The sequence below is a fragment of the Marivivens donghaensis genome, assembly GCF_011806565.1.
GTDB lineage: Bacteria > Pseudomonadota > Alphaproteobacteria > Rhodobacterales > Rhodobacteraceae > Marivivens > Marivivens donghaensis_A.
In genome coordinates this window covers 241395-259586 of the sequence record NZ_JAATOP010000003.1, presented here as the reverse complement: position 1 = coordinate 259586, position 18192 = coordinate 241395, and the positions used below count along the sequence as shown (strand labels likewise).

General features: G+C 61.2%; 15 protein-coding genes and 1 tRNA gene. 10 read left to right on the top strand and 6 right to left on the bottom strand.

Annotated elements, in window-relative coordinates:
- From sucD to lpdA, 6 genes are all read left to right on the top strand, one after another.
- Complete coding sequence (gene sucD, locus HCZ30_RS06590) at window positions 1–888, top strand: succinate--CoA ligase subunit alpha (protein ID WP_167637484.1); 888 nt, start codon at window positions 1–3, stop codon at window positions 886–888.
- Between the two features lie 125 nt (window positions 889–1013).
- Window positions 1014–1724: a hypothetical protein gene (locus HCZ30_RS06585; protein WP_167637483.1), complete on the top strand. Its 711-nt coding sequence runs from the start codon at window positions 1014–1016 to the stop codon at window positions 1722–1724.
- A gap of 33 nt (window positions 1725–1757) precedes the next feature.
- The gene (locus HCZ30_RS06580; protein ID WP_167637482.1) at window positions 1758–4715 is read left to right on the top strand and encodes a 2-oxoglutarate dehydrogenase E1 component; all 2958 of its coding nucleotides are present in this window, start codon (window positions 1758–1760) and stop codon (window positions 4713–4715) included.
- 3 nt (window positions 4716–4718) lie between these two features.
- Window positions 4719–5927 carry a 2-oxoglutarate dehydrogenase complex dihydrolipoyllysine-residue succinyltransferase gene (odhB, locus tag HCZ30_RS06575; RefSeq protein ID WP_167637481.1) on the top strand — a complete coding sequence of 403 codons (1209 nt, stop codon included), beginning with the start codon at window positions 4719–4721 and terminating at the stop codon, window positions 5925–5927.
- Between the two features lie 113 nt (window positions 5928–6040).
- The gene (locus HCZ30_RS06570; RefSeq protein ID WP_167637547.1) at window positions 6041–6454 is read left to right on the top strand and encodes an MAPEG family protein; all 414 of its coding nucleotides are present in this window, start codon (window positions 6041–6043) and stop codon (window positions 6452–6454) included.
- Between the two features lie 50 nt (window positions 6455–6504).
- Window positions 6505–7893: a dihydrolipoyl dehydrogenase gene (gene lpdA / locus HCZ30_RS06565; RefSeq protein WP_167637480.1), complete on the top strand. Its 1389-nt coding sequence runs from the start codon at window positions 6505–6507 to the stop codon at window positions 7891–7893.
- Window positions 7894–8053: 160 nt separating this feature from the next.
- Here the strand turns inward: lpdA and HCZ30_RS06560 are convergent, their stop codons facing one another.
- A complete protein-coding gene (locus HCZ30_RS06560) occupies window positions 8054–8494 on the bottom strand; it encodes a hypothetical protein (RefSeq protein ID WP_246212638.1) in 441 nt (146 codons plus the stop codon).
- A gap of 316 nt (window positions 8495–8810) precedes the next feature.
- Between HCZ30_RS06560 and HCZ30_RS06555 the strand changes: the two genes are divergently transcribed.
- Entirely contained in the window at window positions 8811–9383 is a 573-nt protein-coding gene (locus HCZ30_RS06555; RefSeq protein WP_167637479.1) for a TerB family tellurite resistance protein, read from the top strand.
- Between the two features lie 3 nt (window positions 9384–9386).
- On the opposite strand, the gene HCZ30_RS06550 is transcribed toward HCZ30_RS06555, so the two are convergent.
- Complete coding sequence (locus HCZ30_RS06550; RefSeq protein WP_167637478.1) at window positions 9387–10037, bottom strand: GntR family transcriptional regulator; 651 nt, start codon at window positions 10035–10037, stop codon at window positions 9387–9389.
- Between the two features lie 31 nt (window positions 10038–10068).
- Window positions 10069–10761, bottom strand: coding sequence for a M48 family metallopeptidase (locus HCZ30_RS06545; RefSeq protein ID WP_167637477.1), 693 nt, complete (start codon window positions 10759–10761; stop codon window positions 10069–10071).
- A 105-nt stretch (window positions 10762–10866) separates the two neighbouring features.
- Between HCZ30_RS06545 and HCZ30_RS06540 the strand changes: the two genes are divergently transcribed.
- Complete coding sequence (locus HCZ30_RS06540; RefSeq protein WP_167637476.1) at window positions 10867–11190, top strand: TIGR02300 family protein; 324 nt, start codon at window positions 10867–10869, stop codon at window positions 11188–11190.
- A 101-nt stretch (window positions 11191–11291) separates the two neighbouring features.
- Window positions 11292–11367: transfer RNA gene (locus HCZ30_RS06535), tRNA-Ala, on the top strand.
- 208 nt (window positions 11368–11575) lie between these two features.
- Here the strand turns inward: HCZ30_RS06535 and HCZ30_RS06530 are convergent.
- Together HCZ30_RS06530 and HCZ30_RS06525 are read right to left on the bottom strand one after the other, a co-directional pair.
- Window positions 11576–14638: an efflux RND transporter permease subunit gene (locus HCZ30_RS06530; protein WP_167637475.1), complete on the bottom strand. Its 3063-nt coding sequence runs from the start codon at window positions 14636–14638 to the stop codon at window positions 11576–11578.
- A complete protein-coding gene (locus tag HCZ30_RS06525; protein ID WP_167637474.1) occupies window positions 14635–15840 on the bottom strand; it encodes an efflux RND transporter periplasmic adaptor subunit in 1206 nt (401 codons plus the stop codon). Before HCZ30_RS06525 ends, HCZ30_RS06530 begins: the two co-directional genes overlap by 4 nt.
- 189 nt (window positions 15841–16029) lie before the next feature.
- Here HCZ30_RS06525 and HCZ30_RS06520 point away from each other — a divergent pair, with 189 nt between their 5' ends.
- Window positions 16030–16470, top strand: a complete 441-nt coding sequence (locus HCZ30_RS06520) for a GbsR/MarR family transcriptional regulator (RefSeq protein ID WP_167637473.1) — start codon at window positions 16030–16032, stop codon at window positions 16468–16470.
- On the opposite strand, the gene HCZ30_RS06515 is transcribed toward HCZ30_RS06520, so the two are convergent.
- On the bottom strand, window positions 16467–18170 hold the full coding sequence (locus HCZ30_RS06515) for a sensor histidine kinase (protein WP_167637472.1): 1704 nt from the start codon (window positions 18168–18170) through the stop codon (window positions 16467–16469). The two genes, HCZ30_RS06520 and HCZ30_RS06515, sit on opposite strands and share 4 nt — an antisense overlap.
- Window positions 18171–18192: the final 22 nt, after the last annotated feature.

The following is an 18192-nucleotide window of genomic DNA, read 5'->3' as shown; positions in this document are numbered from 1 at the left end:
ATGGCAATCCTCGTAGACGAAAATACCAAAGTCATCTGTCAGGGCTTCACCGGCTCGCAGGGTACGTTCCACTCGGAACAGGCAATCGCATACGGCACCAAGATGGTTGGCGGTGTGACCCCCGGTAAGGGCGGTCAGGATCACCTCGGCCTGCCGGTTTTCAACTCGGTTCACGAAGCCAAGGCGAAGACCGAAGCCAACGCATCGGTGATCTACGTCCCGCCGCCCTTCGCGGCTGACTCGATCCTCGAAGCTATCGACGCCGAAATGGAACTGATCATCTGCATCACCGAGGGCATTCCGGTTCTCGACATGATGAAGGTGAAGCGCGCGCTGATCGACTCCAAGTCGCGCCTGATCGGCCCGAACTGCCCGGGCGTCATCACCCCTGACGCCTGCAAGATCGGCATCATGCCGGGTCACATCCACAAGCGCGGCAAGGTCGGCGTTGTGTCCCGTTCGGGCACCCTGACCTACGAAGCTGTGAAGCAGACCACCGACATGGGCCTCGGCCAGTCGACTGCTGTCGGCATCGGCGGCGACCCGATCAAGGGCACCGAGCACATCGACGTCCTCGACATGTTCCTCGACGATCCGGAAACCGAAGCAATCATCATGATCGGTGAAATCGGTGGTTCGGCTGAAGAAGACGCAGCCGAGTTCCTCGCCGAGCAGCGCAAGAAGGGCCGTTGGAAGCCGACCGCTGGCTTCATCGCTGGCCGTACCGCACCTCCGGGACGCCGCATGGGCCACGCCGGTGCGATCGTTGCAGGCGGCAAAGGCGGCGCTGAAGACAAGATCGAAGCCATGAAGTCGGCCGGTATCGTAGTTGCAGACAGCCCCGCTACTCTGGGCGAAGCCGTGATGAAAGCGATCCAGAACGGCTAATAGGCATCACGCCATTGTCGTAAGAAATCAGGTTGCGGGCGTCGATAATGATGGCCGCAACCCTATAGTTAGATCGGATTGCCCGTTCAGGGGCCGATTGTCAGAGCTAAAAAAGGTCCGCTCGGATGAAGAGCACGCGAAAACAGGCAGGTCCGCACCTTGCGCAATACCGTCTTTCGGTAGCTGCGTTTTTTGCGTCGGCTATGGTGGTTCTCCCCCTCGCCTCTCACGCCCAGACCGTAACTCCGTTCGGCATCTGTTCGGACATCTCCCAGCCGTTCGAAGATCAGGTCGCCGCGATGGAAGCCGCAGGTTTCTCGCAGGTAGACGAACCGACGGCTGAGATGGCCAAAGTGACCGAAGCGCACCGCGTGGTGAACAACACGTGGTCCACGGACAACATCATCGAATTCATCGAAGCCGGCGATTTCGCCGAAGCCTTTGAGCCCTTCCCCGGCTTCATTCGCGAGACGATCTACTGGACGCACCCGACCGGCGCTGCCGCCACGCAGGAACGCGAGAGTGGCCCGTTCGTCGGTGACTCCATCGATATGGTGGTCCGCTCGTGCCTCATCATGTGGCCGGATGACTATTCCGGCGACACCGGCTTGATGGCCCTGACCGAAACGCCGGAAACGAAGATGAAAGACCTCGGCCAGATCCTCGCCTTCCGCGGTGAACGTGATGCGCCGCTTGCGCAGGTCAGCCCTGTTGACGGCTCGCAGATTGCCGACTTCGGCGCCACGATCATCGCTTATACGCCCGACCTCGACCTTGGCCTCCCCGCCACGAGCGTCGAACTCCGCTTCACGGAATACCGTGACCCTTTAAACTAACCGCCCATTCCGCCCTGAGGGAAAGGCCACAAAATGAACGACCAAAGCCCTAACGACCAGTTCCATGCTTCGAGCTTCCTGCAGGGGCATAACGCCGAGTATATCGAGCAGCTTTACGCGCGATATTCCGACAACCCGAACGCCGTAGACGAGACTTGGCGCGAGTTCTTCGCCGCCCTTGGCGACAGCGCATCGGATGCCAAAGCCGAAGCAGCCGGTCCGTCGTGGGCCCGCAACGACTGGCCGCCCGCTCCGGGTGGAGACCTCGTTGCCGCGCTTGACGGCCAGTGGCCCGAAGACACCAAGGCCGCAGGCGACAAGATCAAGAAGAAAGCCGCTGAAAAGGGCGTCGAGATCTCGGAAGAGCAAGTCCGCGCTGCCGTGACCGACTCGCTGCGCGCGCTGATGATCATCCGCGCCTACCGTATCCGTGGCCACCTGATCGCCGACCTCGATCCGCTGAACATGCGCGATCAGACCGTGCATCCGGAGCTTGATCCGAAGACCTACGGCTTCACCGATGCCGACATGAACCGCCCGATCTTCATCGACAACGTGCTCGGCCTCGAAGTCGCGACGATGAACGAGATCATGGCGATCGTCCGTCGCACCTACTGCGGCACCTTCGCGCTCCAGTACATGCACATCTCGAACCCCGAGGAAGCCGGCTGGCTGAAGGAACGCATCGAAGGTTTCGGCAAGGAAATCACCTTCACCCAGAACGGCCGCAAGGCGATCCTGAACAAGCTCGTAGAGGCTGAGGGCTTCGAGAAGTTCTGCCACGTCAAGTTCATGGGCACGAAACGTTTCGGTCTGGACGGTGGTGAAGCTCTCATCCCCGCGATGGAACAGATCATCAAACGCGGCGGCGCTCTGGGCGTTCAGGACATCGTTATCGGTATGCCGCACCGCGGCCGCCTGTCGGTTCTGGCCAACGTGATGAACAAACCCTACCGCGCGATCTTCAACGAATTCCAGGGCGGCTCGTTCAAGCCCGAGGACGTCGATGGTTCGGGCGACGTGAAGTACCACCTCGGTGCCTCATCCGACCGCGAATTCGACGGCAACAAGGTTCACCTGTCGCTGACCGCGAACCCCTCGCACCTCGAAGCAGTGAACCCCGTTGTGCTCGGCAAGGCCCGCGCCAAGACCGACCAGCGCAACGACATGACCCGCGAAACCGTTCTGCCGATCCTGCTGCACGGCGACGCCGCCTTTGCAGGTCAGGGCGTTGTAGCGGAATGCTTCGGTCTGTCGGGCCTCAAAGGTCACCGCACCGGCGGCACGATCCACATCGTCGTCAACAACCAGATCGGCTTCACCACCGCGCCGCACTTCTCGCGTTCGTCGCCCTACCCGACCGACATCGCGCTGATGGTCGAAGCACCGATCTTCCACGTGAACGGTGATGATCCGGAGGCTGTTGTCCACGCCGCCAAGGTCGCGACCGAATTCCGCCAGAAGTTCCACAAAGACGTTGTCATCGACATCTTCTGCTACCGCCGCTTCGGTCACAACGAAGGCGACGAGCCGATGTTCACCAACCCGGCGATGTACAACAACATCAAGCGTCACAAGACGACGCTCCAGCTTTACACCGAACGTCTGGTTGCCGACGGTCTCATCCCCGAGGGCGAGATCGAAGACATGAAGGCCCAGTTCCAAGCGAACCTGAACGACGAGTTCGAGGCGGCCAAGGAATACAAGCCGAACAAGGCTGACTGGCTCGACGGTCGCTGGTCCCACATGGACCGCGAAAAAGAGGGCAAGTACCAGCGCGGCAAAACCGCGATTGAAGAAAAGACCCTTCAGGAAATCGGTAAGGCACTGTCCTCTTACCCCGAAGACTTCAACATCCACCGCACCGTTGCCCGCCAGCTGGAAAACAAAGCGAAGATGTTCGAAACCGGTCAGGGCTACGACTGGGCAACCGCCGAGGCGATGGCCTTCGGTTCGCTCCAGCTCGAAGGCTACCCCGTCCGTCTTTCGGGTCAGGACGCCACCCGCGGTACGTTCTCGCAGCGTCACTCGGGCCTGATCGACCAGAAGACCGAAGACCGCTACTACCCGCTGAATAACATCCGCGAGGGTCAGGCTCATTACGAAGTCATCGACTCGATGCTGTCGGAATACGCGGTACTTGGCTTCGAATACGGCTACTCGCTGGCCGAACCGAATGCGCTTGTCATGTGGGAAGCCCAGTTCGGCGACTTTGCCAACGGCGCCCAGATCATGTTCGACCAGTTCATCTCGTCGGGCGAAAGCAAGTGGCTGCGTATGTCGGGCCTCGTCTGCCTTCTGCCGCACGGCTTCGAAGGTCAGGGGCCGGAGCACTCCTCCGCCCGCCTCGAGCGCTTCCTGCAGATGTGCGGTGGTGACAACTGGATCGTTGCGAACTGCTCGACTCCGGCCAACTACTTCCACATCCTGCGCCGCCAGATGCACCGCAACTACCGCAAGCCGCTGGTGCTGATGACGCCGAAGTCGCTGCTGCGCCACAAGCTCTGCATCTCGGACGCCGAGGACTTCACCACCGGTTCGTCCTTCCACCGCATCCTGTGGGATGACGCGGAACGCGGTCACTCGGACACCAAGCTGGTCGCCGACGACAAGATCAAGCGCGTCGTCATGTGCTCGGGCAAGGTCTACTACGACCTCCTCGAAGAGCGTGACGCCCGCGGCATCACCGATGTCTACCTGATGCGTCTGGAACAGTTCTACCCGTTCCCTGCCCAGTCGCTGATCGCCGAGCTCGAGCGCTTCAAAGGCGCCGAAATGGTCTGGTGTCAGGAAGAGCCGCGCAACCAGGGTGCTTGGTCGTTCATCGAACCGAACATCGAATGGGTGCTGACCCGCATCAACGCCACTCACAAGCGTCCGGTCTACGTCGGCCGCGCCGCATCGGCTTCGCCCGCAACGGGCCTGGCCTCGCAACACAAAGCTCAACAGGAAGCCCTCGTTAACGAGGCCCTGACCATCGAAGGGAAATAAACCATGAGCATCGAAGTCCGCGTGCCCACCCTGGGTGAGAGCGTCACCGAGGCCACCGTCGCAACCTGGTTCAAGAAGCCGGGCGATAAAGTCGCTGTCGACGAAATGCTGTGTGAACTCGAAACCGACAAAGTCACCGTCGAAGTCCCGTCGCCCACCGCCGGTACTCTGGGTGAAATCGTCGCCGCCGAAGGCGAAACCGTTGGTGTCGACGCCCTTCTCGCGACCCTGACCGAAGGCGAAGGCGCTGCTGCCGCTCCCGCGTCCGAAGCCGCTCCGGCTCCGGCTGCTCCGGCCGCCGCTCCGCAGTCCTCGGGCGGTAAAGACACCGAAGACGCCCCGTCCGCCAAAAAGCTGATGGCCGAAAACAATGTCTCGCCCGCCGACGTCAAAGGCTCCGGCAAAGACGGCCGCATCATGAAAGAAGACGTGCTGAACGCGATCAACGCACCCAAAGCCGCTGCACCGGCTCCGGCTGCTGCGCCGCGTGCACCGGTTGCGGCCGATCAGGCATCGCGCGAAGAACGCGTGAAGATGACCCGTCTGCGCCAGACCATCGCCAAGCGTCTGAAGGACAGCCAGAACACCGCCGCCATGCTCACCACCTACAACGAGGTGGACATGACCGAGGTGATGGCCCTGCGGAACGAATACAAAGACCTGTTCTTCAAAAAGCACGGCGTCAAGCTCGGCTTCATGTCCTTCTTCACCAAGGCATGTATTCACGCGCTGAAGGAAGTCCCGGAAGTAAACGCCGAAATCGACGGCACCGACATCGTCTACAAGAACTATGTCAACATGGGCATCGCCGCAGGCACCCCGACCGGCCTCGTTGTTCCGGTTATCATGGATGCCGACCAGATGTCCTTCGCCGAGATCGAAAAGGCGATTGCAGAAAAAGGCGCCCGCGCCCGTGACGGCAAGCTCTCGATGACCGAAATGCAGGGTGGTTCGTTCACCATCTCGAACGGCGGCGTCTACGGCTCGCTGATGTCCTCGCCAATCCTGAACCCTCCGCAGTCGGGCATCCTCGGCATGCACAAGATTCAGGACCGTCCGATGGCCATCAACGGTCAGGTCGTCATCCGCCCGATGATGTACCTCGCCCTGTCGTATGACCACCGCATCGTCGACGGCAAAGGCGCCGTGACCTTCCTCGTCCGCGTCAAGGAAGCCCTCGAGGATCCGCGCCGCCTGCTGATGGATCTGTAATCCAACGGCGTGAAGAGCCCCCGCGCCCTTCATTCTGACGAAAATACCTTCGGGGGGTGCGGGGGGCAGACAGCCCCCCGCCCTCTTTCCACACAGACGGACACTGTCAAATGATGACGCCAGAACTTACCGTCCTTGCACTCGCCGGACTTCTTCAGGGCCTCCAGTTCGTCCTGATGTCGGTCCCCGCGAATATCGAGCTCGGCCCCAAGGTCACCACCAGCCCACGCGATCCGCAGCGGCTCGGCCAGCCGCTCGAACAGATGGTCAGCGTCAAGACAGGCCGCCTCTTCCGCGCTCTGAACAACCACTTCGAAGCGCTCATCCTCTTCACGATCGCCGTGGTCGTCGTCACGCTCGGCGACAAATCCACCGGTCTCTCCGCGGCCTGCGCGTGGGTCTACCTCGCCGCCCGCGTTCTCTATATTCCGGCCTACTATTTCGGATGGCGCCCGTGGCGCTCCTACATCTGGCTGGTCGGCTTTCTTGCGACAATGGTGATGATTGCGTCGAGCTTCGTCGCCTGATCAAATTCTACGGGGGCCGCGCGCCTCCGACCTGACAAAGGAGTGTACATATGTCGTCCTATGACGTGATCGTAATCGGTGCCGGCCCCGGCGGCTATGTCTGCGCCATCCGCTGCGCCCAGCTTGGTCTCAAAACCGCAGTCGTCGAAGGCCGTGACGCGCTCGGCGGCACCTGCCTCAACGTCGGCTGTATCCCGTCCAAGGCCCTCCTGCACGCGTCCCACTCGCTGCACGAAGCCGAAGAGAACTTTGCCAAGATGGGTCTGAACGTCGCCAAGCCCGACGTCGAGTGGGCCAAGATGCTCGACTACAAGCAGGGCGTCATCGACGGCAACACCAAGGGCATCGAATTCCTGTTCAAGAAGAACAAGGTCGACTGGATCAAAGGCTGGGCCTCCATCCCCGAAGCGGGGAAGGTCAAGGTCGGCGACGACGTCCATGAAGCCAAGAACATCATCATCGCCTCGGGCTCAGAGCCTTCCGCCCTGCCCGGCATCGACATTGACGAAGAAACCATCGTCACCTCGACCGGCGCCCTCGCGCTGAACAAAGTGCCGGAATCGATGGTCGTCATCGGCGCAGGCGTCATCGGCCTTGAACTCGGTTCGGTCTACAAACGCCTCGGCACCGACGTGACCGTCGTCGAATTCCTCGACGTCATTACCCCCGGCATGGACGGCGAGGTCCAGAAGACCTTCCAGAAGATGCTGAAAAAGCAGGGCCTGAACTTCGTCATGGGCGCCGCCGTTCAGGGCGTGACCAAAGGCGACGGCAAGAACACCGTCACCTACAAGCTGCGCAAGGACGATAGCGAAGCTTCGATCGACGCCGAAGTCGTCCTGGTCGCCACCGGCCGCCGCCCCTACACCACCGGTCTCGGCCTCGACACCATCGGCGTCGAACTGACCGAGCGCGGCCAGATCAAGACCGACAGCCACTACGCAACAAACGTCAAAGGCGTCTACGCCATCGGTGACGCGATCGCTGGCCCGATGCTGGCCCACAAAGCCGAAGACGAGGGAATGGCCGTTGCAGAAATCATCGCCGGTCAAGCGGGCCACGTGAACTACGAAGTCATCCCGGGCGTCATCTACACCGCTCCCGAGGTTGCCTCGGTCGGCAAGACCGAAGAGCAGCTCAAGGAAGAAGGTCGCCCCTACAAGGTCGGCAAGTTCTCCTTCATGGGCAATGGCCGCGCCAAGGCTGTCTTCATGGGCGACGGTTTCGTCAAAATCCTCGCGGACAAAGAAACCGACCGCATCCTCGGCTGTCACATCATCGGTCCGGCAGCTGGCGACCTGATCCACGAAGTTTGCGTCGCCATGGAATTCGGCGCTGCGGCCGAAGACCTCGCACGCACCTGCCACGCGCACCCGACCTTCTCCGAGGCGGTCCGCGAAGCAGCGCTCGCCTGCGGCGACGGCGCGATCCACAGCTGATCGCTCCCACGTGAAAAACAAAGGGCGGCCCGAGTGGCCGCCCTTTCTCTTTGCCTTTGTGCCCCAAATATCCCGGGGTGAATTGGCCGGAGGCCAAGAGGGGCAGAGCCCCTCCCGCCCTTAGCTGTCCGTGCCCGGAACCAGCCCCTCGGGCGTCCAGTCACCGCCCAGCGGACCACCCTGCGCCGGCGGCTCGCCGCCACCCTGCGGGCCACCTTCGGGCGGCTGACCACCCGGCGCACCCATGCCGCCTTCGCTGCTGACAGCATCGGGGTTTACGCCAATGACCAGCGCCGCGATACCAACCGGGATAGATGGTGTCGACGCTGACAATCCCGCTCTCGTCGGCCATCAGCGTGCCGCGCAGGAAGGTCTCGCCTTCGGTGTTCACCGTGCCGTCGGAACCTTGGTTCGCATAGCCAGAATAGTTACCCTGCGCATCGCAGTGCCAGATATCGACGCGCGCGTCGGGGATCGGCGTGCAGTTCGCATCGACCACCTGAATCTGCATCTTGAGCGGCACACCGGTTTTTTCTTCGGTGATATCGGCACGTACCAGTTCGGGCTCGATGTAGTACGGCCCCTCGGTCGTTTCGGGCATCACCAGACAGACAGACAGAAGACGAAATTAGACCGGCGGAGGCGGCGGCGGCGTCCTGCGCACGGCTGGCCATCGGGAACACGGCAGCGACCGGAGCAGCAGCCAGAGCGCGCAGCAAACCGCGGCGGGAAGTGGGGAGGAAATCGGACATTTCGAATAAAACGTTGTTTAGCTTTCCCAAATTGAACGAGCTCAAGTCGTGTTTCTGTCGCATCACTGCCCAATACTTTTGGTGAAAAGATATATTCTTTGAGACAGGCCCTTAATTTATGATAGCTTTCAGTCAGTTTGTTTTTGCTCAGTGTGAGCGTGTGTCATGTTACGAGTTCTCTGGTTGCCCGTGGAATCCCACGGTCCTGCGGCTGCAATGCCGTTCAGCGATGCGCCAACGCTTGGCGTCCTTGTCGCTGCTATTCTCCTGTCCCTGCTGATGTTTCGTCTTACCCCCGCGCAGTCCCGCCCGCGCCGCGAAAACTCGGTCAACTATCAACTGTCCCGCACCACGACTGAGGCGCTGACGGCCATGTGCTACGTCGCGACCGCGCGCGGTGACGTCGATCCTGCCGACGCCGACTTTATCGGTGACGCGCTGGACGAGATGTTCGGTGAGCGCCCGCTGCACGGCCGCGTTCTCGACGGTCTGCAACGCACCGTCGGTGCGCGCGACATGATCGACGCCCTCGGCACCACCCTGTCGTTCCAGCAACGTACAGAGGTCATGGAGGCCGCCATCCGCATGGCCGCCGCCTACGGTCCGATCACGCAAGAAACCTACGATACGCTGCTTGATGTGACCGACCAGCTCGACCTGCGCCCACAGACGGTGAAGGAAATCCTGCGCCGCCTGTCCGGCACTCTCGATGGAAACGGAGAGATGGTCCTCGCCTGAGGATCAGTTCTTGAGCATCCGCAGGCCCTGCGTCACGTCCGTCCGAATGGCAAGGCGCAGGCCCGGTTCGTCGCCTGCCTTCAGCGCGGCAAGGATCAGCTTGTGGTGATACGGCGGCTCTGTGCGGTTCAGACGCCCGTAGAGAGCGCTCATGGTCGGCCCGAGCTGCAACCACACCGTCTCAAGCATCGCGAGCATCGCAGGCGCCTGAGCTCGCAAATAGAGCGTCCTGTGGAATTCGAGGTTCATGCGGATGTAGCCCGAGGCGCTATGCCGCGCGACCATCTGGCTGACGCCGGAGTTGATGGTCTCCAGACGTTCGATGAGGGCAAAGTGCGCGCGCGGCAAGGCACGGCTCGCCAGTTCCGGCTCCAGCAGCGCACGGATGCTCGCAAGCTCCTCGATCCGCTCGTTCGTCAGTTCCGGCGTGGACACACGGCCCGAGGACGACAGGAACAGCGCCCCTTCGGCCACGAGGCGGCGCACGGCTTCGCGCGCAGGGGTCATGGACACGTCGAACTGCTTGCCGATCCCCCGCAGCGTCAGCGCGGCACCTGGCGCGATCTCTCCATGCATGACCTGCGTGCGAAGCGCACGGTACACCCGTTCATGGGCAGAAGCAGCGGAGTCGACGGGACGTGAGGGCGGGATCATGCGGCTCTTGTGATCACAAACGCTGCGCAGGTCAATCGGTGAAGCGATAGCTGTGCAGGTCCTGCCCGTTCACACGCAGCCAGTGACGGACCTTGCGGTAGTCCGGATAGATGCCTTCGACCACGCTCCAGAACGCGTCGGAGTGGTTCATTTCGACCAGATGCGCGACCTCGTGGGCGGCAACGTAGTCCAGCACCTCTGTCGGCGCCATGATCAGCCGCCACGAATACATCAGGTCCTTGCGCGACGTGCACGACCCCCAGCGGGAGCGCGTGTCGCGAAGGGTGATCTTGTTGTAGCTCCTCCCGACCTTGGCAGCATAACGGTCCGACGCCTCTGCCAGTGCATCGCGAGCCATCGTCTTGAGCATCGCCTGCACGCGCACACCCGCCCGCGCCGGATCACCCGGCACCAGAAGCTGCGAATCGTTCATCGCGACGCTCCGCCCCTGCCCAGCGGTGACCTCTCTCAGAATGCCGCGCACGGGCACTTTGGAGCCGATCCCGACCAGATTGACGCCCGACATCTCGGAAAGGTGACCACGCAGCCAGTCTTCACGCTCGCGGGCAAAGGCCATGCCCTCGGCCTCGGAGACTTTTTTCGGTATGGTAAGGGTCACACGCCCGTCGACCCGCGAAATTCGCAGGCTGATCCGCCGCGCCCGCGTCGAACGACGCAAGGTGATCGCGATCGGAGGGTTGCCAGGCAAACTATGCGGTCCCATATGCACCTTCTTGACAATTAAGGTGCCAAAGGCTTTGACACCTGTTCCGGCTTATGGCAGGTGGCATCGATCCACCGCAAGAGCGTGAATATTGAAGGGATAGCCATGCCCAAGGAAGAATGGGGAACCAAGCGCGTTTGCCCGACCACCGGCAAGCGTTTTTACGACCTGAATCGTGACCCGATCGTCAGCCCCTATACTGGCGAAGTCGTAAACGTTGAATCGTCGAAGACCCGTACCATGGTCGCCGACGCCGAAGACGCGCAGACCAAGAAACTGAAGTCGAACGAGGAAGAAGAAGATCTGATCCTCGACGACGATGAAGATGTCGATATCGACGACGACCTGCTCGACGATGATGACAGCGACGACGATAACGTCTCGTTCGAAGAACTTGGCGACGTTGCTGCCAAAGACGACGACGACTAAGAAATTTCCGGCTCGGGCGTTTTTGCTCTTGCACCCGCCCGAGCCGACCTTTAGATAGCCGCCATCGACGTAACGCCGGTGACGGAAAAGCGAACGATAACGGGGCCATAGCTCAGCTGGGAGAGCGCTTGCATGGCATGCAAGAGGTCAGGGGTTCGATCCCCCTTGGCTCCACCAATCACCCTCGACGGTGACGATGACACGCCTCTGGGCGTGTTTTTTGTTTCTGATCAGCAGCATCTTGCGGACGGCCATTTCCAGCCGAGCCCTCAACTTGCGACGCCTCCCCGCCCCCTGATATCCAATGCCTGTCCGGTGCGGAGACGCATCGGATGACATGTCCCCAAATGTCGAAACGCCCGCTGAAAAGCGGGCGTTTTGTTGTTTAATGTGCTTGAGCGGTCTTGCTATCCTTGGACGGATCGCCGCCAAGGCCCCAAAGGAGCAGCCTGCGCAGGCGATCCTTCAGGCCCTCCATCACACTGAACAGCGACGGCACGAACAGCAGCGACAGCGCGGTCGACAGCAGCAGGCCGCCGATCACTGCAATCGCCATCGGCGCGCGGAATTCACCACCGGTCGAGTGCGCCATGGCCGACGGAATCATGCCCGCCGTCATCGCGATGGTGGTCATGATGATCGGGCGGGCACGCTTGTGCGCCGCATCGATGATCGCAGCCGAGCGGTCGGCGCCGTTGTGGATGGCCTCCAGCGCGAATTCGACCAGCATGATCGCGTTCTTGGTCACGATACCCATCAGCATGAGGAAGCCGATAACGACCGACAGACCGATACCTGAGCCGTAGATGTACAGACCGAAGATCGCACCGCCGATGGCCAGCGGCAGCGACATCATGATCGTCAGCGGAGTCACGAAGCTGCTGAACAGCAGAACCAGCACGATGTAGACCAGCATGATGCCCGCACCCATCGCCAGCGCGAAGCTGGAGAAGATATCGTTCATGGTCTCGGCGTCGCCCGATTCCTCGATGTTGGCGCCTTCGGGCATCTCGATGCTGTCGGCAGCGGCCTGGATGGCGGCAGTCGCATCACCTAGCGCCACGCCCTCGGCGGTGTCCGCCTCGATCGCGATGCTGTAGCGCTGGTCGTAGCGTTCGATGACACTGCTGCCCGAGGACAGACGCACGTCGGCCACAGCGCCCAGCGGCACCAGCTCGCCCGAGGAATTCGGCAGACGGAACGCCATCAGACGCGACACGTCGTTGCGGGTTTCCTCATTCAGACGCACACGGATCGGGATCGACTCTTCGCCCGCGTCGAATTGCGCGAGGTTGGCGTCGATATCACCCATGGTCGCCACGCGAATGGCCGAGGACAGGGTCGCGGCATTCACGCCCAGCTGCGCTGCCAGATCGGGATTGGGAATGATCTGGATTTCGGGACGCAGCAGCGACGCAGAGCTTGCAGGGTTGCGCAGTTCGGGCAGCGTTTTCAGTTCGGCCAGCAGCAGCACGGCAGCTTCCTGAGCGGCCTCCTGCGTATCGCCCTGCACGTTGATGACGATCTCGCGCGCGCCGTCCTCGTCCATCACATAGTAACGGATGTCCGGAATATCGGCGAGCAGCGCCTCGATGTCCGCATTGATCGCAACGAAGTCACGCTCGCGCTCTTCCTTGTCGCCATAGTCGACGCGGAGCGAGATTTTCGTGGCCGACGCGCCGTCAACGAAGATGCCCTCCATTTCGGGGATCTGCATCAGGCGCTCGGTGGCGATATCGCCAACCTCGCGGGCCTCTTCGATGGTCGAGCCGGGCGGCAGTTCGATGGACACGATCGAGCGGCCCGTATCCGACGCCGGAATGAATTCCGTGGGCAGCAGCGTGGCCGAGTAGATCGAACCCGCAAAGATCGCGAGACCGATGAACAGCGTGATGACGCGATTGCGCAGGGTCCAAGCCAGTACGCCCATGTAACGGCGCATGATGAAGCCGTCCTTGGGCTCTGCGTGCACCTTGCCGGACTTCATGAAGTACGCGGCAAAGAGCGGCGTGATCAGACGTGCGACGAGCAGCGAGAACAGCACCGCGACAGCCACGGTCAGACCGAACTGCTTGAAGAACTCGCCCGCGATACCGCCCATAAAGCTTACCGGCGCGAACACGGCGACGATGGTAAAGCTGATCGCGATAACCGTCAGACCGATCTCGTCGGCAGCTTCGACCGCAGCATCATAGGGTTTGGCCCCGAGCTGTATGTGCCGGACGATATTCTCGATCTCCACAATCGCGTCGTCCACGAGGATACCGACGACGAGCGTGATACCCAGCAGACTGATCGTGTTGAGCGAGAAGCCCAGCATGTCCATGACGATGAACGTCGGAATGGCCGAAAGAGGCAGAGCGACGAATGCGACGACGGTCGCGCGCCAGTCCCGCAGGAACAGGAATACCACGATGATCGCGAGGATCGCACCTTCGTAGAGCGTATCCATCGCCGATTCAAAGTTCGCCTCGGTGTAAACGGTCGTGTCGTTCACGAGCGCGAATTCGACGTTGGGGTACTGCTCTTTCAGCTCTTCAAGCTTGTGCTTGGCGTTCTCCCCCGCTTCGAGGTCGGACGCACCGCTCGCACGGTAAACACCGAAAGCTACAACCGGCTGGTTGTTATAAAGCGCAAAGGTCGCAACCTCGCCTGCGCCGCTTTCCACGGTGCCGAGCGCGCTCAGCGGAATGGTGCCGCCGGCAGGCGTCAGGATCGGCGTGCGAGCCAGTTGTTCGATGGACTGCGCAGACCCCAGCGTGCGGATCGCGTATTCGACACCCGACAAATCGCCCGAGCCGCCACCTTGGTCGCGGTTAGTCTGGAGAAGCTGCTGGCTGACGTTGCTGGCCGACAGATCGAACGCAAGCAGACGGTCGGGATCGAGGTTGACGTTCACCTCGCTATCCGCGCCGCCCATACGTTCGACGCTACCGACGCCGGATGCGCTGATAACCTCGCGGGCGACAACGTCATCCACGAAAGTCGAAAGCTCCTCGGTCGTTTTGGTCGGGTCGAGCACGGCGTAGGTCAGGATCGGCTCGCCGGTGAAGTCCAGACGCTGGACAATCGGTTCGCTGATCGTGTCGGGCATATCGCCACGCGCAGCGGTCACGGCGTCTTTGACGTCGTTCAGCGCGCGGTCGGTGTTGGTGCCCATGTCGAAGATGATGGTCATAGTCGCAAGGCCCTCGCGCGCCGTGGCGGCGATGTGGCTGACGCCCGCGATGTCACTCGCTTCGGTTTCGACAGGCTGGATCACCTGAGACGAGATTTCTGACGGCGCCGAACCCGGCGCGCCGATGCTGATGTTGATGACCGGAAGGTCGACGTTCGGCATCTGCGTGACGGGCAGACGGAAGAAGCTGACAAGCCCCATGATCACGAGGATCACGAACAGGGCTATCGGCGGAACCGGATGCCGGATGGAAAGGGTGGAGAAGTTCATTCCGAATGCTCCACCTCGGCCGCATCCTTGAGCGGCTGCACTTCGTCGCCTTCGCCAAAGAACGCACCGGCGCGGGCGAGGACTTCGGTGCCTGCGTCGATCCCGTCGAGGATTTCGCGCTGACCGTCAAAGATCCGACCGGGCGTGACTTCGACTTCATGCACGATGCCGTCGACAACGGTCAGCACCTTGGAGCCGTTTTCGGCAGACAGAACCGCCGTGGACGGAACGCCGAGGTTGTCGCGCTCGGTGACCATGATGGTGCCGCTGGCGAACATACCGGGGCGCAGGCCCTCTTGGCTTTCGATGGAAATACGCACCTCGCCCAGACGGGTGCGGCTATCGACGACCGGCGGCACGAGGCGGACGGTGCCGTTGCCCGCTGGCAGACCGGCAACGTTCAGTTGGACGGTCTGGCCGACCTCCAGCTTCACCAGCTCGGTTTCCACCACATCGGCAAGCAGTTCGATCTGGCCGTCGCGGATCAGGCGGAACATCGGGTTGCCCGCGACCGAAGCGATCATGCCCAGTTCCGCGTTGCGCTCGGACACGATACCGGCGACCGGCGCGGTGACGTGGGCGTTTTCATAGTCACGCTCCGCCACATCCAGCGCCGCCTGTGCTTGCGCCATCGCGGCCTCTGCCACGGCGACACCGTCGTTTGCAGCGTCATAGGACGCGCGCGCGCTCTGTTCGGCAGCAATCGCGTTATCGAGCGAGGCTTGCGTGGCCGAGCCGCTATCGCGCAGCGATTGCGTCCGCTGGAGCGCCTGTTCCGCTTGATGCAGGTTCGCCTCTGCCGACGCGACTTGGCTGGTGGCCTGACGCAGGCTTGCGTTGGCGCGGGCCAGTTCGGCGTTCGCCTGGGTCACTTTCGAGCCCAGCGTCCGGTCGTCGATCACGGCCAGCACCTGCCCCGCCTGAACGCTGTCACCTGTTTCAGCGACGAGTTCGTTGACGGTAAAGCCGGTGACCTGCGGATAGACCTGCACCTCTTCGCGGGCGACGAGCGTGCCGGTCACAGCAACTGTTTCTTTGAAATGGGATGTCTCGGCAGTGGCAATCGACACTGCGGGAATACGGTTAGGCTCGGCGGTATGCGCCTCTTCTTCTTGGGCAAACGCGGCCATGGGAAGTGCAGCAAGGGCGAGCACGAGCGTGATCCCCTTGGCGGCCTCACGGCATCCATTCGTCTGTCGCATAAATTTTCTCCGGTTCTGTCCGTCGTGACTGTTCAGTCCTCACTGAACGCAGCTAGTGACGGTTGACCTAAGTGTCAATCTCTTTGTTCAGTCTTGAATGAACAATCGCCCTAAACTAAGTTGCACTGCACACGTGGGGGTCCGATGTCTAAAGATAAAGCACATTTGCGAGCTTCTTTTATAGAGCTCATGGCTAAATCGGCCGAGCGCAAGGGGCACACCCCTATCGCAGGGCGTATCATTGGCCTACTTTTGTTCGATGGACAGCCGTATTCCTTTAGCCAGCTCGCGACCGAACTTGGCGTGAGCCGTGGCAGCATCAGCTCCAATACCCGTCATCTGATCCAGCAGGGCAATATCCAGCGGGTCGAACGCGAAGGGGATCGTCAGGACTATTTCGAGATTTCGCACTCGGCTTTGCAGTCGATGCTTGGCACCCTGAGCGAAGAAATGGACCACACTGCCAAAGAGGTCGAGCTTATCGTGGACCAGCTCGAAGAGGACGGCACCGACACCAAAGAGCGCCTGCGCGGCTGCGCCGTGTTCCATCGCAGTGTTGCCGAAGGTATTGCGCACGCCCTGACGCGGATGCGCGAATTCAACTTGCTCGGCTGCAAGAAACCCGATTAAGCGTGGTGATCCTTGATGTCGGGCACTTGCTGCTCGGCATCGAATGGCGCGGGCGAGAAATCGACCGAGAACGTGTGACCGACTTCGCTTTCCTTGATCAGGCAGCCCCCGCCGATCTGTAGCGCGAAGCCCTGCATCAGCGACTTACCCAGCCCCGATCCAGTGACCTGATCGGCAGGCATCAACTGCACACCGCAGGTATTCGACACCGTCAGACGTGCGAGCCCATCCGGCAGGTTGCGCAGATCAATCGACAAACGCGCAGTGCCGTCGGGCAGACGGCCCATATATTTGAGCGAGTTCGTCACAGCCTCCGCAGCAAGCAGCAGAAGCGGCACAGCCTGATCGGGGTAGAGGCCAACGGGCTCGTAGTGCGACTCGATGTCGATATTCCAGTCAGACGGCATCACGGCCTGAAGCGTCGCGTCGATCACGTTCTTCAGCAGCTCGTCCGCACGAACCTGACCACTCGACGGATTCGAGTAGAGCGCGCGGTGAACAGCCGCGATGGACATTACCCTGCCCTGCACATCTTTCAGCGCGTTGTGCGCCTCGACCGTGGTCGCGCGGCGCAGCTTCATGTTCACGATAGACGCGATGAGCTGCAGGTTATTCTTCACGCGGTGATGCACTTCTTTCAGAAGCACGTTCTTTTCGCGCACCATACCTTCAAGCTCGGCTTCATCCATCAGCAGGCGATGCGCCAGTTCAGTCCAAGCCTGATCGATTTCCTCGAATTCGATGGACAGACGCCCATCGGACGACAGCGGACGGATTTCGCGATGATCGGAGAAGAACTCCATATTCCGGCGCAAGTTGCGGATATGGCGGATCACCAGTTTCCAGACCGCGAAGACCGCGCCGATCCAGCCCGCGAGCAGCATCAGGAACGGGAATACGTAAGGCGATACGAGATCCCACGTAAACCGCTCGGCGGGCCATATGCCCATCGCAAAAACTTCACCCGGTACGATCGGCACAACAGCAAAGATCCGGCGGTCGCCGGTGCGGTCGTAATCGGTCAGCGCATATTGCACGCGGGACGCCATTTGAGCCGGATCGCGGTTCACGGGCAGCTCGTCCATGACGGCGTCACGGTCTGTTACCGAAGAGATCAGCTCGCCATCGTAGTTAAAGACAAGCAAGTCCAGCGGCTGGGGCGTTTCGCCAACGAACGGCAGGTTGCGCAAGTTGTTGTGCGGTATCGAAACCGCGACATGGCCTATATATTCCCCGTCGCGGACGACAGGGCCGGTGGAAATCATGATCGATTCACCGGAAATGGGACCAAGTGAGTTCGAAACAACTTGCGGAACAGGCCGCGCACTCATGGCTTCGAAGGACGGGCCGTCGGAAACGTCGGTTCCGACACCGGACGAGCCACATTGGATCGTGCCGTTCACATCAATAAAGCCCGCGAAAGAGAACATGCCCTCTTCGCGGATGATGCGTGCGAACAGTTCGGAGCAGCTGTTGGGCGGCGCTTGCGGGTCTTCGACCGCTTCTGCAACCAGAGCGGACAAGCCGGACACAAGACCACGCGCGTTTGCGATAGCTTGGGCTTCAGATGCGGCAGCTTCGGATGTAAGTGCGAGAAGGGAGCTTTCCTGACGGCGTGCGGCTTGCTCGGCAATCTGTTGTGACTGCAAAAGAGACATGATCCCTACAGGCAAAATGGCCAGCGTAAGCAAGCCGGCCATTCGTAGTGCAAGTCCGCGCGGG

What these genes read in the sequence shown, in the direction of transcription:
- sucD (WP_167637484.1), top strand. Translation starts at nt 1, where the DNA reads ATGGCAATCCTCGTAGACGAAAATACCAAAGTCATCTGTCAGGGCTTC.
- HCZ30_RS06585 (WP_167637483.1), top strand. Translation starts at nt 1,014, where the DNA reads ATGAAGAGCACGCGAAAACAGGCAGGTCCGCACCTTGCGCAATACCGT.
- HCZ30_RS06580 (WP_167637482.1), top strand. Translation starts at nt 1,758, where the DNA reads ATGAACGACCAAAGCCCTAACGACCAGTTCCATGCTTCGAGCTTCCTG.
- odhB (WP_167637481.1), top strand. Translation starts at nt 4,719, where the DNA reads ATGAGCATCGAAGTCCGCGTGCCCACCCTGGGTGAGAGCGTCACCGAG.
- HCZ30_RS06570 (WP_167637547.1), top strand. Translation starts at nt 6,041, where the DNA reads ATGACGCCAGAACTTACCGTCCTTGCACTCGCCGGACTTCTTCAGGGC.
- lpdA (WP_167637480.1), top strand. Translation starts at nt 6,505, where the DNA reads ATGTCGTCCTATGACGTGATCGTAATCGGTGCCGGCCCCGGCGGCTAT.
- HCZ30_RS06560 (WP_246212638.1), bottom strand. Translation starts at nt 8,494, where the DNA reads ATGCCCGAAACGACCGAGGGGCCGTACTACATCGAGCCCGAACTGGTA.
- HCZ30_RS06555 (WP_167637479.1), top strand. Translation starts at nt 8,811, where the DNA reads ATGTTACGAGTTCTCTGGTTGCCCGTGGAATCCCACGGTCCTGCGGCT.
- HCZ30_RS06550 (WP_167637478.1), bottom strand. Translation starts at nt 10,037, where the DNA reads ATGATCCCGCCCTCACGTCCCGTCGACTCCGCTGCTTCTGCCCATGAA.
- HCZ30_RS06545 (WP_167637477.1), bottom strand. Translation starts at nt 10,761, where the DNA reads ATGGGACCGCATAGTTTGCCTGGCAACCCTCCGATCGCGATCACCTTG.
- HCZ30_RS06540 (WP_167637476.1), top strand. Translation starts at nt 10,867, where the DNA reads ATGCCCAAGGAAGAATGGGGAACCAAGCGCGTTTGCCCGACCACCGGC.
- HCZ30_RS06530 (WP_167637475.1), bottom strand. Translation starts at nt 14,638, where the DNA reads ATGAACTTCTCCACCCTTTCCATCCGGCATCCGGTTCCGCCGATAGCC.
- HCZ30_RS06525 (WP_167637474.1), bottom strand. Translation starts at nt 15,840, where the DNA reads ATGCGACAGACGAATGGATGCCGTGAGGCCGCCAAGGGGATCACGCTC.
- HCZ30_RS06520 (WP_167637473.1), top strand. Translation starts at nt 16,030, where the DNA reads ATGGCTAAATCGGCCGAGCGCAAGGGGCACACCCCTATCGCAGGGCGT.
- HCZ30_RS06515 (WP_167637472.1), bottom strand. Translation starts at nt 18,170, where the DNA reads ATGGCCGGCTTGCTTACGCTGGCCATTTTGCCTGTAGGGATCATGTCT.